General features: G+C 36.8%; 17 protein-coding genes, 2 tRNA genes and 1 pseudogene. 18 read left to right on the top strand and 2 right to left on the bottom strand.

What is annotated here, in order from left to right:
• Positions 1–20: 20 nt before the first annotated feature.
• Entirely contained in the window at positions 21–1,400 is a 1,380-nt protein-coding gene (locus R4Z09_RS16345) for an amino acid permease (protein ID WP_422392195.1), read from the top strand.
• Positions 1,401–1,517: 117 nt separating this feature from the next.
• On the opposite strand, the gene R4Z09_RS16340 is transcribed toward R4Z09_RS16345, so the two are convergent.
• Positions 1,518–1,736 carry a hypothetical protein gene (locus R4Z09_RS16340; protein ID WP_338447812.1) on the bottom strand — a complete coding sequence of 73 codons (219 nt, stop codon included), beginning with the start codon at positions 1,734–1,736 and terminating at the stop codon, positions 1,518–1,520.
• Positions 1,737–2,066: 330 nt separating this feature from the next.
• Between R4Z09_RS16340 and R4Z09_RS16335 the strand changes: the two genes are divergently transcribed.
• From R4Z09_RS16335 to R4Z09_RS16300, 8 genes are all read left to right on the top strand, one after another.
• Positions 2,067–2,140 (top strand) — tRNA-Met (locus R4Z09_RS16335).
• Positions 2,141–2,142: 2 nt separating this feature from the next.
• Positions 2,143–2,216, top strand: a tRNA-Asp gene (locus tag R4Z09_RS16330).
• A gap of 82 nt (positions 2,217–2,298) precedes the next feature.
• Positions 2,299–2,925 carry a metal-dependent hydrolase gene (locus R4Z09_RS16325; RefSeq protein ID WP_338447811.1) on the top strand — a complete coding sequence of 209 codons (627 nt, stop codon included), beginning with the start codon at positions 2,299–2,301 and terminating at the stop codon, positions 2,923–2,925.
• Between the two features lie 101 nt (positions 2,926–3,026).
• Positions 3,027–3,449, top strand: coding sequence for an SRPBCC domain-containing protein (locus tag R4Z09_RS16320; protein WP_338447810.1), 423 nt, complete (start codon positions 3,027–3,029; stop codon positions 3,447–3,449).
• Positions 3,450–3,782 (top strand): metalloregulator ArsR/SmtB family transcription factor, encoded by a 333-nt coding sequence (locus tag R4Z09_RS16315; protein ID WP_338447809.1) that lies wholly within the window; start codon positions 3,450–3,452, stop codon positions 3,780–3,782.
• 158 nt (positions 3,783–3,940) lie between these two features.
• Positions 3,941–4,114 (top strand): hypothetical protein, encoded by a 174-nt coding sequence (locus tag R4Z09_RS16310; protein ID WP_338447808.1) that lies wholly within the window; start codon positions 3,941–3,943, stop codon positions 4,112–4,114.
• A gap of 12 nt (positions 4,115–4,126) precedes the next feature.
• Positions 4,127–4,264 (top strand): hypothetical protein, encoded by a 138-nt coding sequence (locus tag R4Z09_RS16305; RefSeq protein ID WP_338447807.1) that lies wholly within the window; start codon positions 4,127–4,129, stop codon positions 4,262–4,264.
• A gap of 13 nt (positions 4,265–4,277) precedes the next feature.
• Positions 4,278–4,595, top strand: coding sequence for a DUF3892 domain-containing protein (locus R4Z09_RS16300; RefSeq protein ID WP_338447806.1), 318 nt, complete (start codon positions 4,278–4,280; stop codon positions 4,593–4,595).
• Positions 4,596–4,693: 98 nt separating this feature from the next.
• Here the strand turns inward: R4Z09_RS16300 and R4Z09_RS16295 are convergent, their stop codons facing one another.
• A complete protein-coding gene (locus tag R4Z09_RS16295; RefSeq protein ID WP_338447805.1) occupies positions 4,694–5,323 on the bottom strand; it encodes a LysE family transporter in 630 nt (209 codons plus the stop codon).
• Between the two features lie 139 nt (positions 5,324–5,462).
• Here R4Z09_RS16295 and R4Z09_RS16290 point away from each other — a divergent pair, with 139 nt between their 5' ends.
• The 9 genes and pseudogenes from R4Z09_RS16290 to R4Z09_RS16250 all read left to right on the top strand — a co-directional run bounded on the left by R4Z09_RS16290 (position 5,463) and on the right by R4Z09_RS16250 (position 13,563).
• Positions 5,463–5,642: an H-type small acid-soluble spore protein gene (locus R4Z09_RS16290; RefSeq protein ID WP_338447804.1), complete on the top strand. Its 180-nt coding sequence runs from the start codon at positions 5,463–5,465 to the stop codon at positions 5,640–5,642.
• 319 nt (positions 5,643–5,961) lie between these two features.
• Positions 5,962–6,678, top strand: coding sequence for a phosphoadenylyl-sulfate reductase (locus tag R4Z09_RS16285; protein ID WP_338447803.1), 717 nt, complete (start codon positions 5,962–5,964; stop codon positions 6,676–6,678).
• Positions 6,679–6,695: 17 nt separating this feature from the next.
• Entirely contained in the window at positions 6,696–7,775 is a 1,080-nt protein-coding gene (locus R4Z09_RS16280; RefSeq protein ID WP_338447802.1) for an inorganic phosphate transporter, read from the top strand.
• Positions 7,776–8,017: 242 nt separating this feature from the next.
• Positions 8,018–9,166, top strand: coding sequence for a sulfate adenylyltransferase (sat, locus tag R4Z09_RS16275; protein WP_338447801.1), 1,149 nt, complete (start codon positions 8,018–8,020; stop codon positions 9,164–9,166).
• Between the two features lie 17 nt (positions 9,167–9,183).
• Positions 9,184–9,783: an adenylyl-sulfate kinase gene (cysC, locus tag R4Z09_RS16270; RefSeq protein ID WP_338447800.1), complete on the top strand. Its 600-nt coding sequence runs from the start codon at positions 9,184–9,186 to the stop codon at positions 9,781–9,783.
• A 145-nt stretch (positions 9,784–9,928) separates the two neighbouring features.
• Positions 9,929–10,660 carry a sirohydrochlorin chelatase gene (locus R4Z09_RS16265; RefSeq protein ID WP_338447799.1) on the top strand — a complete coding sequence of 244 codons (732 nt, stop codon included), beginning with the start codon at positions 9,929–9,931 and terminating at the stop codon, positions 10,658–10,660.
• Between the two features lie 344 nt (positions 10,661–11,004).
• Positions 11,005–11,649, top strand: coding sequence for a 5-bromo-4-chloroindolyl phosphate hydrolysis family protein (locus tag R4Z09_RS16260; RefSeq protein WP_338447798.1), 645 nt, complete (start codon positions 11,005–11,007; stop codon positions 11,647–11,649).
• A gap of 3 nt (positions 11,650–11,652) precedes the next feature.
• Positions 11,653–12,812 (top strand): annotated as a pseudogene (locus tag R4Z09_RS16255) (toxic anion resistance protein).
• A 181-nt stretch (positions 12,813–12,993) separates the two neighbouring features.
• Positions 12,994–13,563: a hypothetical protein gene (locus R4Z09_RS16250; protein ID WP_338447797.1), complete on the top strand. Its 570-nt coding sequence runs from the start codon at positions 12,994–12,996 to the stop codon at positions 13,561–13,563.
• Positions 13,564–13,773 lie beyond the last annotated feature (210 nt).

Raw genomic sequence — 13,773 nt, 5'->3', positions numbered from 1 at the left:
GTTAAGGAGGTCTTATGAGAATGCAAAAAGCAACTTGTGGTCCTGATGATAAAAAATTAGCATGGTGGCAATTGTCGTTAGTCGGTGTAGGATGTATTATCGGGACGGGATTTTTCCTTGCCTCAGGGCTGGCCATTAGGTTAACCGGAGCTTCCGTTCTGCTTATTTTTATTATTGCAGCTACAGGAACCTATATTGTGGGGGAAGCACTTGGAAAATTAGCGGCCCATGACCCGCAAAAGGGCTCTTTTCGGACTTATGCCAAAAAAGCGTTTGGCAGATGGGCTGGTTTTGGCAGTGGGTGGGTGTACTGGAGTTCAGAAATTCTAATTGTCGGCAGTCAATTGACAGCCTTATCCATCTTTACCCGATTTTGGTTTCCGAATATTCCTCTTTGGATTTTTGCTTCAATTTATGCTTTTTTGGGTATTATTATTGTCCTGTTAGGGGCAACTGGTTTTGAAAAGGCACAAAACATCTTTGCGATTACAAAAATATCAGCTATTCTTATGTTCATCATTTTAGCAATTGCCGGAATTGCCGGCTTGATCAATGGGGGAGGAGAAAAACTTTATATTCCAAATAGAACAAATGAATTCTTCAATGAAGGATTCTTCGGGTTCTGGTCTGCTTTGATTTTTGGCTTTTATGCTTTTGGCGGCATAGAAATCATGGGAATGATGACACCAAGACTGCGAAAAAAGGAAGATGCCAGAAAGGCTAATTCTGTTATGCTCCTGCTTTTAACAACGATCTATCTATTGTCTGTAGGCCTTGCTGTTATTTTGGCAGCTAAAAATCAGTTTACATCTGATGAAAGTCCATTTGTTGTGGCAATGGATCATTATAATCTGGCTTTTTTTCCCCATGTTTTTAACGGTGCGATCATAATAGCCGGTTTTTCAACGATGACAGCCTCACTGTTTGCCGTGACAAATATGGTTGTAACGCTGTCAGAAGATGGGGATGCACCAAAAATATTTTCAAAAAAAGGCAAGCTAAAGGTGCCGTCATTTGCCCTCTTGCTTACGATTTGCGGGTTAGTCTCAAGTATTATAACGGGGCTGCTTTTGCCGGATAAAGTATATGAGTATATTACAACGGCAGCTGGGTTAATGCTGCTTTATAATTGGATCTTTGTATTATTTGCTTATCCAAGGTTATTGGAATTATCCGGCTGGGAAAAGGTAAAGCAATGGGGAGGTTTTCTTTTGATCCTGATAGCGGTCAGCGGAACGTTATGGGAAAAATCAAGCAGGCCTGGATTTTTTATCAGTTTGATATTTGTAGGGGTTATTGGCATTGTCTTAATGTACATGCAGCATCATTGGAAAAAGAATGAAAAGAAGGAAATCGAACCACATCAAATGTGGGAACTTCTTGATTTTGCTAAAAAATAGTTTATATTTGAAGAACACATTAAGTTTCATATAGTAATCACAAAATATTTATTGAGGGATACAATAATAAAATTAAGCCTTCAACAAGTCATGTTCTCTTGATGAAGGCTTAGGCTGTTACATCTGATTTTGAATTTCTTGATCAAACATATCCTTCTGACGTGTTATAATATCGATTGCTTGATTAGAAATATCACTTAATTCTTGATACAGAGCAGTTGACGAACGATTATCGCCTTCCTGTACCTCTGCAAAAATTTGCTCCGCCAATTGACGGCGCTTATGGCCAATTTCTCTTAACTCGTCACCTAGTTTCTCTAATTGTTTGCGATCCAAGTGGCAGCCTCCTTATTTTTAGACTAGTAATCTTTTGTCAAACAACTGCAAAAATCAGTTATTTTTAATATGTACGGCTCAAATAGGATTATTCAATATGATATAAATATAAGTTGATTTTTTATAATTGATACGATAGACTAAAAAAGTCGTCTGATTGGATATCAATATTTATATTATTTCTATCATCGCGGGGTGGAGCAACGAAGCGTTACTCCATTGAATTATCTGCGAGTGGTTCCGTTCGAGCTGCTACTTGAATAAGCTTCCTGAGATCGGGACAGTCTTTGCTTACATAGAGCATATACCAAATTATATAATTTATACCATCGCGGGGTGGAGCAGTCCGGTAGCTCGTCGGGCTCATAACCCGAAGGTCGCAGGTTCAAATCCTGTCCCCGCAATTGGTCCGGTAGTTCAGCTGGTTAGAATGCCTGCCTGTCACGCAGGAGGTCGCGGGTTCGAGTCCCGTCCGGACCGTATAAAAGACAAAAAAGGAAGCGGCTTTGCTGTTTCCTTTTTTGTCTTTTATTTTATGAAAAAAGAAAAGGGGGGAGAAAAATTGAAGGGAACATCACATTTTGTTATCGGTGCAGCGTCGGGGTTAATTGTTTCAAACATTGTACATACTGAAATGGCGAATACATTATTATTTGTAGGACTAGGCGCAGTGGCAGGGTTAATTCCTGACATTGATATTGATGGGAAACTAAGTAATAAGATTACGATTTCCCATAAGATTATTCGAATGGCAGCATGTTTTATTGGTTTCCTACTTATAATCTATAGTTTTTTAGAGGAGAATGAAACATCAAAATGGGTAGGAATAGCATTTGGATTTGGAATCATAATCCTTTCATCTTTCATTAAACAGAGACATATGTTAACGATCACCGGAAGTGCCGTGCTCATTGTAGGCTTTTCTTTAGCTGAAATCTGGCTGTGGCTATTAGGTATTTATATTATAGTAGCCTCAATCATACCACACAGAAGTTATACCCATTCTATTTTGGGGATCATTTTCTTTGGTGTGATATCCTATCAATTTGAACTATCGATTGGAATTAATGGGGTTTTTACATGCTGTATGGCCGGGTACATCAGTCACTTATTAGCAGATATGAAAATGCTGCCATTTAACAAAAGGGGCGTAAAGTTCTTTTTACCATTTTCAAAACACGAGTTTTAAATAGGGGGAAAAAACATAGCGTTTGACATAAAACCAATGGGTGTTATATTATTTAAAAACGAAACCGAAAGGTGTTATATTAACTAAAGGAGAATATTTTTATGGATCAAAATACATTACAAGATATCAAACAGACAATCATTATTGAGGCACCTATTCTGAAGGTGTGGGAGCGAGTCTCAAATGCAGATGGTATTGCCTCATGGTTTATGCCAAATGATTTCGAAGCGAGTGTCGGACATGAATTTCATTTGCAATCTCCATTCGGTCCTTCTCCATGTAAAGTGACAGAAGTGGATGAACCAAATAAAATCTCCTTTAAATGGGATACAGAGGGCTGGTTCTTAACATTCTTATTAAAGGATTTAGGCGATAAGACGGAGTTCACTTTGATTCACGGAGGATGGAAACAGCCTGAGGAAATCATCGGCAAGGCGAATGAGACAAGCGCTGTCATTCGAGATAGAATGGAGCAAGGATGGATTGGAATCGTCCAAAAGCTAAAAAAAGTGGTTGAGGGCTAAGTGGCAGCTGTAAAGCATGATGTTTTTCAAGCGATTGCAGATCCGACACGAAGAGAAGTATTGAGATTACTTGCAAAAGAGGAATTGCCAATTTCAAAAATCACCTCTCATTTTTCGTTGAGCCGGACGGCCATTGCAAAGCATCTCCATATTCTTACCGAAGCAGAATTAGTCAAAGGACGTAAGGTTGGCAGAGAAAAAATATATCAACTGCACCCTGAGCCATTAACAGAGGTAAAAGACTGGCTTTCCTATTACGAACGATTCTGGAACAATAAATTATCCATGCTTAAATTCATAGTAGAAAATGATGCAGGAAATGATGAGATGTAGATACCGCCATTAGAGGATGTTCATTTGTTCTCTAATGGCGGTTTTTATTTTGTTTTAGGAAGAGAAATACTTACATCATTTTCGTATGTTTCAAACCAATTAGAACAAGATAAGAAATGAAAAGTCTTTAGATAAATACAAAGAATGGAGGGATGAACATGGGAAACGAAGAGAAATTTCCATTTGAGGGAGATTCAATTCAAAACATGCATCGAAAGTCAGTTAGAGAGGTACTTGAATTTAGTTCAACAGGATATGGTTTAGAATCAGTCATGGAGCCGAACAAGGGAAATAAAGCAGAAATGAAAGAAAATAATAACAAGATTCTATAAGAGGGTGTTGTCTTGACCAATATAATTGATGGGATGGATTCGGCACGATTTCAATCCCCAAAATCAAAAGAAAATAAAGAGCAATTGAAAAATAATAAAGAAGAAAAAGAAATGCCAATGGTATTAAAGAATTTAAAAAATGGTTCATAAAGAGGGTTTAATCATGGAAACAATGGATTTTAATCAAATCTATAAAGAATATCGAGAGCAGGCAGAAGGACAAGCTCAGATAGAAGCAATGAATGATAGCTCAGATTCGGCAAAGGAAGCGATTATAGCTGTCCGAAAGAATGATGATGGAGACATCATTGCTTTTAAAACTGAAAACGGGCGGGAATTGGATTATTTAACAGCACTAAATGAAGCAAAGGCTGGAAAGCTGGCCCATGTTGATGTCTTCCATAAATATGGAAGGGATATTATACGCAGTGAACCAGATGGCATTAAAGAAAATAATTTGGATCAATTACCTACTTTTTAGTCATATTTTTTAATTTTGTCGTTTTATAATTATCCCAATTCCTATTCCTTATAGCGAAGAAGATAGAGAATAGGAATTGGTTATGCTATAAAAAATAGTTAAAAGAACAAAATTTTAACAGCTTCATAACCGAAATAACATCCAAAGCCAATTAATGAAAGTCCTGATAGAATCGAAATCATAACAAGAATTTTTGCAGTCAATAATTTACGGAATGAGCTGGCCAAAAGAGCCATGAATAGATCCCACAAGGTAATTCCGCTAAAAATAGCAAAACTGTATAGGAATAACTGACTTGCATCATATGTATGAACAGTTTTGGCAAGGACTGACCCGTATATACCCAGCCAAAAGAGGATGGTTAATGGATTGGATAATGACATGAAAAAACCGGAGAAAAATGATTTAATAAATGATTCTCCTTTGTTTCCTCTTGATTGAGATACAATTTTTCCAGCTCCGACAATGCATTCAATTCCCGTGTAAACGAGTACAAAAAAACCAAACAGCCAGAGAAAGATTTTAACAATCGGTATTTCAAGAAATTGAACAATGCCCATGTAAACAGCCAACATATAGAGCATATCTGCAATCATGGCTCCAATTCCAACCATCCAGGCATTTAGAAAACCCTCTTTTATTCCTCTATCAAGCTGAGCAGCATTTATTGGCCCGATTGGAGCAGCCAGGGAAAGGCCTAAAAGTAAATAGCTTAAAAATACCCCCATAATTTCACCTCGTCATTGTTGATGCTTGTACATGTTTATTCATAAGAGCAGGGTTGTACCACTACTATTTTTTCATTCCAAGAATAAGAATGGCATGAAATGAAAATACTATACTGATGATGAAAAAGGAGGTATAACAATGGATATCAACAGAGTAAAACAAATACTATCTTCTTCAGCCGATATTGAAGTAAAGTATCAGGGTGAATCTATTTGGATTGATAAATTGAATGAAGATGGAACGACTGTAACCGTTAATTTACGTGGACCGCTGGAAGAACAAACAACAGTGCCTATTTCTGAATTGGTTGAGGAATAAGGTCACATAACGGCACAGGTTAGATAATAACAGTATAATTCGTTTAGCAGTCGTATTCGAATTATCACTGTTATTTTTTTTGAAATAATCCTGAAAAGAAAAAAAATTAGGAAATATGTTTTATTTACCGATAGGAATTATTATGGTAAGATAATTGAGAAAATTAATTCCGAGTAAATTCATAGTACTTATTGACAATAGATGAATTTATGTTAAAATTTTTAAAAATGATCGTCTTTAAAATCATTTATTATCAATCATGATACATCATGTAATTGATAATAGACTCATATGTTTAAAGATGGAAGGAAGGTAAAAAATGGCAGATTTAGTTACTTATGAAAATGTTGACCAGCTTGCGTCAACAATTGAATTTTCACATGATGATGAAACAAAAGGGGCACTAGAGGTTTTAAAATGGGCCTATTCTCATTATGGAGATCAGTTAGTCTACGCTTGCAGCTTTGGAATTGAAGGGATTGTACTAATTGATTTAATTGCCAAAGTGAATGAGAAAGCAAAGGTGGTCTTTCTAGACACAGATCTTCATTTTGCTGAAACATATGAATTAATTGATAAGGTTAAAGAACGTTATCCAGCATTACAAATCGAAATGAAAAAGCCAAGCTTAACACTCGAAGAGCAAGCAAAACAATTTGGTGATGAGCTTTGGAAAACAAGTCCGAATAAATGCTGTGAAATTCGTAAAGTACTTCCACTTACAGAGGTTCTTACAGGAGCTACAGCCTGGCTCTCCGGTTTGAGAAGAGACCAGTCAGAATCACGCAAAAATACTGAGTTTATCAATAAGGATAATAAATTTAAATCAGTCAAGGTATGTCCGCTTATCCATTGGACATGGAAGGATATTTGGCGCTATGCGCACAAGAATGGATTGGATTATAATAAGCTGCATGATAATGGCTATCCAAGTATCGGTTGTGCACCTTGTACAGCTCCTGCCATTAATATGGATGATTTAAGATCAGGAAGATGGACTGGTTCCACTAAGACGGAATGCGGACTTCATCAATAATAAAGAGGTAATCAATCATGACATTGACTTATATAGCAGCTATTGTCGCACTGTTTTTTGCCATGAACATTGGTGCAAGCGGTGCTGCGGCCTCCATTAGTGTGGCATATGGTTCGGGAGCTATAAAAAAGAGAAAAAATGCATTAATTATATGCGGAATTGCCATATTCTTGGGAGCAGTTATCGGAGGAAGTGAAGTAGCCGAGACCATTGGGTCTGGTATTATTCCTTCAGATTTATTAAATGCTCAAGTTGTTTTAATTATTTTATCTTCTGCTGCTATTTCATTGTTTATCGCGAATCTGCTTGGAATTCCTCTATCAACAAGTGAAATTACTGTTGGATCCATAGTCGGAGTTGGAATTGCTCAACAAGCTTTATTCATTGATAATATTTTAGTAATCGCTGCTTTTTGGGTTATCGTACCAGCTGTTGGATTTACCATTGCGTTTCTTTTGGGAAAGGTTATCACCAGAGTGAATCGTAAATATCCGCAATTAAAAGAAAAAAAGGCACAAAAGATACTGACTATATTTGTCATAATCGTTGGTTTTTTTGAAGCATTTTCAGCAGGTATGAACAATGTTGCGAATGCGATTGGACCTTTAGTCGGCGCCAATCTTGTTTCAATGAGCACTGGTATTCTTCTTGGAGGAATATGTATTGCCGTGGGTGCAATGTTCCTTGGCGGGAATGTTTTGCAGACAAATGCGAAGAAAATTACAAGGTTTTCTTTACTAGAGGGTGTAACGATTTCAGGCACTGGATCTATACTTGTCATCATCGCCTCCATATTTGGTCTCCCAGTTCCACTTACGCAGGTCACCAGTACAGCGATTATGGGGATTGGAGTTGCGAAAAAAGGGAAAAATACCGTTAATAAGCGAGTAATCAGTAAAATTGTAAAGGTATGGGTTGTGTCGCCTGTTGTTTCATTAGTTATCTCTTATGGATTGATGAAATTATTTGTTGACAAGGATATCTATACTGTCATAGTGTTATTAAGTGTGAGTGCTGCAACATTTGGAATCTTAAGTTTAGTCAAAACTATTCAACAAGACAAGCGCTCGTATTATGAAAATGGGGAAGGAATATAATTTCATTCAGCAAAGTTCACCATTTTAAAGTTAAGAAGTGAACGTAAAAGCACTACGATTCAATCGGGGTTTAAACCAGCTGAATGAAATTAAGCCCCCGGCGGATGTCTCGGATTTTTAAAGGTAATATATCGAGCAAGCTCGATAAAAATTCGGACGCAAATTCGACGGGCGAATTTGATTTTGTTTCCTTTAATTCATACTAAAAAAATATGTTTAATGTAATTAGGAGGAATTTTAAAATGGCATTAAGTATCCCACATGGTGGAACATTAATTAATCGTTGGAACGCAGAATATGAATATTCATCTATTGAAAAAGCAATTGAATTAGATAATATCAGCTTAAGTGATTTAGAGCTTATTGGAACAGGCGCATACAGCCCAATCGAAGGCTTTCTTGGTGAAAAGGATTATGAATCTGTTGTGAATAACATGCGCCTTGCTTCGGGTCATGTTTGGAGTATTCCGATTACATTACCAGTTTCTTCTGAGAAGGCAAGCACGATCTCAGTCGGTGAAGAAGTTCGTTTAGAGTATAAAGGAACAACATATGGTGTGATTACCATTGAAGATATCTATGCTCCTGATAAAGAAAAAGAAGCTGCAAATGTTTATGGAACAACTGAACTTGAACATCCTGGAGTTAAGAAAATGTTTGACCGCGGGAATGTTTATGTTGGCGGAAAAATCGTACTAGTTAAACGTATTGAAAGAGAGCAGTTTGGTGAATTCCATTTAGATCCTGTTGAAACAAGAAAGACTTTCCTTGAAAAAGGCTGGGAAACTGTCGTTGGATTCCAAACAAGAAATCCTGTTCACCGTGCCCATGAATACATCCAAAAAACAGCTCTTGAAACAGTAGATGGCTTATTCTTAAATCCTCTTGTAGGGGAAACAAAATCTGATGATATCCCTGCAGATGTAAGAATGGAAAGCTATCAAGCACTATTAAAAAATTATTATCCATTAGATCGTGTATTCTTAGCAGTATTCCCTGCAGCTATGCGCTACGCTGGACCAAGAGAAGCTATTTTCCACGCGATGGTGAGAAAAAATTACGGATGTACCCATTTTATCGTGGGCCGCGATCATGCCGGAGTAGGCAACTACTATGGTACATATGACGCGCAAAAAATATTTAGTAACTTTACAGCTGATGAACTAGGAATTACCTTATTATTCTTTGAACACAGTTTCTATTGCACAAAATGTGAAAACATGGCTTCTGCCAAAACATGTCCGCATGGAAAAGAAGATCATGTGATTTTATCTGGTACAAAAGTTAGAGAATTGCTTCGCAACGGCGAAATTCCTCCAAGCACCTTCAGCCGTAAAGAGGTTGTAGAAATATTAATTAATGGATTGAAGCGTCACGCTGTTCAATCTTAATAGAGGAGAGGAATTTCATGAGTAAAAGTACAAATGTCGTTTGGCATGAACAATCAATAACAAAGGAAGACCGCAGAGAGCAAAATGGTCATAACAGCTTTGTCCTTTGGTTTACAGGTCTTTCTGGGTCTGGTAAATCAACACTTGCAAATGCAATTGCCGCCCGTTTATTTAACGAAAACGTTAGAAACTATGTATTAGATGGTGATAATATTCGCCATGGTCTTAATAAAGATCTAGGCTTTTCTGAGGCGGACCGTACAGAAAACATCAGAAGAATCGGTGAGGTTTCAAAGCTTTTTGTAGATGCCGGTCAGGTGGTCTTAACTGCTTTTATTTCACCATTCCAAGCAGACAGAAAGCTTGTACGTGATTTATTAGCAGAGAAGGAATTTATTGAAGTCTATGTAAAATGCCCAATTGATACTTGCGAGGAGCGAGATCCAAAGGGACTTTACCAAAAAGCTAGACAAGGTATTATTAAAGATTTTACAGGGATCAGCTCTCCATATGAAGAGCCGGAAAACCCAGAAATCGTCATTGAAACAAATAACAACACAATCGAAGAAAGTGTTGAACAGGTCATAGCCTACTTAAAAGAAAATAACTTAATCTAAACATTATTACTAATGAAATGTAAATAATAAAGAAAAAAGGGGGAAGATAAAATTTTCCTCTTTTTTCTTTTTATGTTTGAATAGATAAATAATAGTTGGCTAATTTTTTGTGACCTTTTATAAAAAGTGGGTGATTTAAGCAAATATGAATGCAATTATATATATATGTCACGGCAGCAGGGTGAAACAGGCTGTTGATGAAGCTGTTGGATTTATCCATAAAGTGATGCAAAAAGTAGATTCTCCCATACAGGAGATTGGGTTTCTTGAATTAGCAGAACCAAGTATAGCGGAAAGCTTTGAACGATGTGTCAAGCAGGGGGCAACCACTATTATTGTAGTTCCAATTCTGCTGTTGACAGCTGCCCATGCTAAGGAGGATATTCCAGAAGAACTTGCAAATTTACAGGCTCGATTCCCTAATATAAAGGTTAAGCTTGGAAGTCCAATCGGAGTACATAATAAAATGATTGATATCCTAATGGAACGAATAGCTGATACATCTGTACCTGTAAAGGAAAATGCAATGGTCCTATTAGTGGGTCGAGGCAGCAGTGATCCTGATGTAAAAAGAGACTTAACAATGATTGGGAAGCTATTAGAGCAAAAATCAGTCATGAAGCGAGTGGAAGTTTGTTTCTTGTCAGCTGCAGAGCCAAGCTTTGAACAAGGCATAGAAAGGACGAAACTTATCGAGGCTGAGCAGGTTTTTGTGATTCCATATCTTTTTTTTACAGGCATACTCATGAAGAAAATTGAAAAAATCATTAGTAAAAAAAACATGGGTCAAGGTCCAAAGTATATACTCTGTGAATACTTAGGCTATCACCCAATCATTGAAGATATTTTATATGAGCAGATTAAGGAGCTGCTGTAGTGAATAGTCTAATGGAAATGGAGTGTTAATCTATATAACACTTCATTTTTTACTTTGTTTTGATTTTGGTTACTCAATAATTCCTAAAAGAATCTCTTCTAGAGCTCAGTCTCAAGTCTTAGACAGGCATACTGCTTAGTATCCAAATTTAGTCAAACAAGTAGCAATTATCGACAAGCTCGCTTAAAATAAAAGTGAAAGTGAAACCTTATAATGTCTTTTACGTATTATTTATTATCAAATTCGAATAGGTTTTGATAATGGTCATTAGAAAAAGTATGAAGGAAAGTACTTAATGACTATATAATTACGTTAAAGATTGGTAGAACAGGAGTCGATTTGTTATGAAATCCTTTTTTCAATTTTTATTTCGTTCTTTTGCAGGTGCTTCCACTCTTGTTATTGTGTGGCTGATCAGTTATCTGGCATTTGACCAATCATTTGTTATGTCGCTGTTATATGGAATAGTAGGTGGGACAGTTATTGCTGCTATTTTAAAATGGTTTCACCGTACTAAATTCCTGCGAGAAAATGGACTAACGAGAAGAGAATATCTATATATTAAAAAGAATTTAAAAGAGGCGAAACTGAAAATAAATCGATTACAAAAAGCAATGTTTCGCACGAGAAGCCTTACAAATATGAAACAAAATCTTGAAATTGTTCGTGTCGCGAATAAAATTTATGCCATTACAAAAAAAGAGCCAAAACGCTTTTATCAAGCTGAGAACTTTTACTATAAGAATTTAGATTCACTTGTGGAAATATCAGAAAAGTATGCATTTCTACATTCCCAGCCGGCTAAAACACCAGAACTTACCCATTCCTTACAGGATACCAGAATGACAATGAATGGACTGGCTGATACGTTAGAAAAGGATTTATATACCATTTTGGAAGATGATATTGATAATTTAAATTTTGAATTGGATTTCGCTAAGAGAACCATGATTCAAAGCCCGACAGATAAACATAACAGGAGGCGATAAAAGATGTCGGAACGAAAACCTTCAACTGAAATAGATAGTTTATTGGACAATCCTTTCGGTGATTTGGAAATAGAAAATAACACGACAATGTTGCAAAAATCAGAGGAGAGGCCGATGAGGGTACTTGAGACCCTGACAGAAGAAAATAGACAAAAGGCAATAGGGCTTGCCGAACAAATTGATCCGCGCAATCACCAAGCCATTGCCCTCTATGGTACACAGGCACAATCAAAGTTGTTAAGTTTTTCTCATTCCATGCTTGAACATGTTCAAAATAAGGATGTCGGTGAAATAGGAGATATTTTATCTGACTTAATGAAAAAACTTGAACAGGTCAATCCAGATGAGCTTCAGCCAGAAAAACGCAATATTTTTGCAAAACTATTTGGGAAAATTTCATCTTCGATTAATGAAGTATTGTCTAAATACCAAAAAACTGGTGCACAAATCGACCGCATCAGTGTGAAGCTTGATCATTGTAAGAAGGCGTTAATGACCGATAATATGATGCTTGAACAATTGTATGAGAAAAACAAAGAGTACTTTTTAGCCCTTAATATTTACATTGCTGCTGGAGAGCTAAAGCTAGAGGAGCTTCAGACAAAGACGATACCGGAGCTGAAGCGAAAGGCAGAAAAAAGCCAGGACCAAATGGACTTCCAGGATGTCAATGATATGCTTCAGTTTGCTGATCGGCTTGAAAAAAGGATGTATGATTTAAAACTCAGCAGGCAAATCACAACACAAAGCGCACCGCAAATCAGGCTAATTCAAAATACAAATCAAGCATTAGTAGAAAAAATTCAATCCTCGATTATGACAGCTATACCACTTTGGAAAAACCAGATTGCCATTGCCTTAACTTTAATTCGGCAGCGGCATGCTGTTGAGGCCCAAAAACAAGTTTCAAAAACAACAAATGATCTGCTGTTGAAAATGCAGAAATGCTTAAAACGAATACAATTGAGACGGCCAAGGAAAATGAAAGAGGCATTGTTGATATTGAAACATTAAAGAAAACACAGGAAAATTTGGTTTCAACGTTAGAAGAAACGCTGCGAATTCAAGCAGAAGGACGCACGAAGCGCCATCAAGCCGAACAGGAATTAATTTCAATGGAAAATGAATTGAAGCAAAAGTTATTGAATTTGCGAAATCAATAGTCTGTTATAAGAGGAAGATATTTGCTGTTAAGTGAATGTCTTCCTCTTTTTTATGTTTAAAAGTGCCTCCACTTTGAGCGTTTTATTATTGATTGAATATTGTATTTGTTATACTTATACTAATAATCATTTTTTTGATATATAACAGATAGAATAATAGAATACACTCGGAGGTGACGTGGTGGGTTTATTTTTTAAACGGTATTGGGGCTTGCTGACGTTTGGGTCATGTTTGGTGATTGCTGCAGGTGTATGGGCAGCAGCTGCTAAAATGAATCAAACTACACAAACAACTGTGAATCAACCAAAGGGACAAGCTGCGTTAACTTCTGGGGAAGAAAAGAAGCCTGAGAATTCGGTAGAGATTGATTCAGAGCCATATGTCAGTCAATCAGAGTTTATTCAAAAAGGACATCAGTTTTATAATGACACAGCTGGCTGGGGAAGAATTGAAGCGCTTAATTGGGAGGATCAACAGAAATTCGCCCAATTACTATTAACCTCATTAAATGAAATAGAGGAAAAAGAATCATTGCAAATGGACTTTAACCATATTCAATCGTTAGCCACTTTTATTGTTGAGAACAAAAAAGCAAAGGAACATGTTCTTTTGCTTCATCGAATATTTCATGATTTGGATATTGATTTCAATCAATATGAAAATGAGGACTATTTTGATGTGACCCATTATGGAGAGGGAAAGAAAATGAAGGAAGTTGTCAAACATATTGAATCAAATTCTGGTGTTTGAACTACTCTACCTTAATTTTCTAACGAAAATTTGAAGATGGAGATTCCTGCGAACACCGAGGTATCCCTCAGTTATTTAGCAGGCTATCCCCGTCGCACCGACGATTAGCAGTACAAGTGGCGTGAGCCTCCTGCAAGTGTTGCAAACTTGTACGTTGAACTCGCCACGCACCCTACTTTAGCTTGGTTTTCACAACTTCGGTGTGCGTGG

It is taken from the genome of Niallia oryzisoli, from assembly GCF_036670025.1.
GTDB classification, from domain to species: domain Bacteria; phylum Bacillota; class Bacilli; order Bacillales; family Cytobacillaceae; genus Bacillus_BD; species Bacillus_BD oryzisoli.
Note: the sequence above shows the minus strand (reverse complement) of the source record. Positions and strands in the feature narration are given on the sequence as shown.

Bases quoted from the DNA above. Each gene is read 5' to 3' on its own strand.
- R4Z09_RS16345 (WP_422392195.1), top strand. From the start codon at position 21: ATGCAAAAAGCAACTTGTGGTCCTGATGATAAAAAATTAGCATGGTGG.
- R4Z09_RS16320 (WP_338447810.1), top strand. From the start codon at position 3,027: ATGGATCAAAATACATTACAAGATATCAAACAGACAATCATTATTGAG.
- R4Z09_RS16310 (WP_338447808.1), top strand. From the start codon at position 3,941: ATGGGAAACGAAGAGAAATTTCCATTTGAGGGAGATTCAATTCAAAAC.
- R4Z09_RS16300 (WP_338447806.1), top strand. From the start codon at position 4,278: ATGGAAACAATGGATTTTAATCAAATCTATAAAGAATATCGAGAGCAG.
- R4Z09_RS16295 (WP_338447805.1), bottom strand. From the start codon at position 5,323: ATGGGGGTATTTTTAAGCTATTTACTTTTAGGCCTTTCCCTGGCTGCT.
- R4Z09_RS16290 (WP_338447804.1), top strand. From the start codon at position 5,463: ATGGATATCAACAGAGTAAAACAAATACTATCTTCTTCAGCCGATATT.
- R4Z09_RS16285 (WP_338447803.1), top strand. From the start codon at position 5,962: ATGGCAGATTTAGTTACTTATGAAAATGTTGACCAGCTTGCGTCAACA.
- R4Z09_RS16280 (WP_338447802.1), top strand. From the start codon at position 6,696: ATGACATTGACTTATATAGCAGCTATTGTCGCACTGTTTTTTGCCATG.
- sat (WP_338447801.1), top strand. From the start codon at position 8,018: ATGGCATTAAGTATCCCACATGGTGGAACATTAATTAATCGTTGGAAC.
- cysC (WP_338447800.1), top strand. From the start codon at position 9,184: ATGAGTAAAAGTACAAATGTCGTTTGGCATGAACAATCAATAACAAAG.
- R4Z09_RS16265 (WP_338447799.1), top strand. From the start codon at position 9,929: ATGAATGCAATTATATATATATGTCACGGCAGCAGGGTGAAACAGGCT.
- R4Z09_RS16260 (WP_338447798.1), top strand. From the start codon at position 11,005: ATGAAATCCTTTTTTCAATTTTTATTTCGTTCTTTTGCAGGTGCTTCC.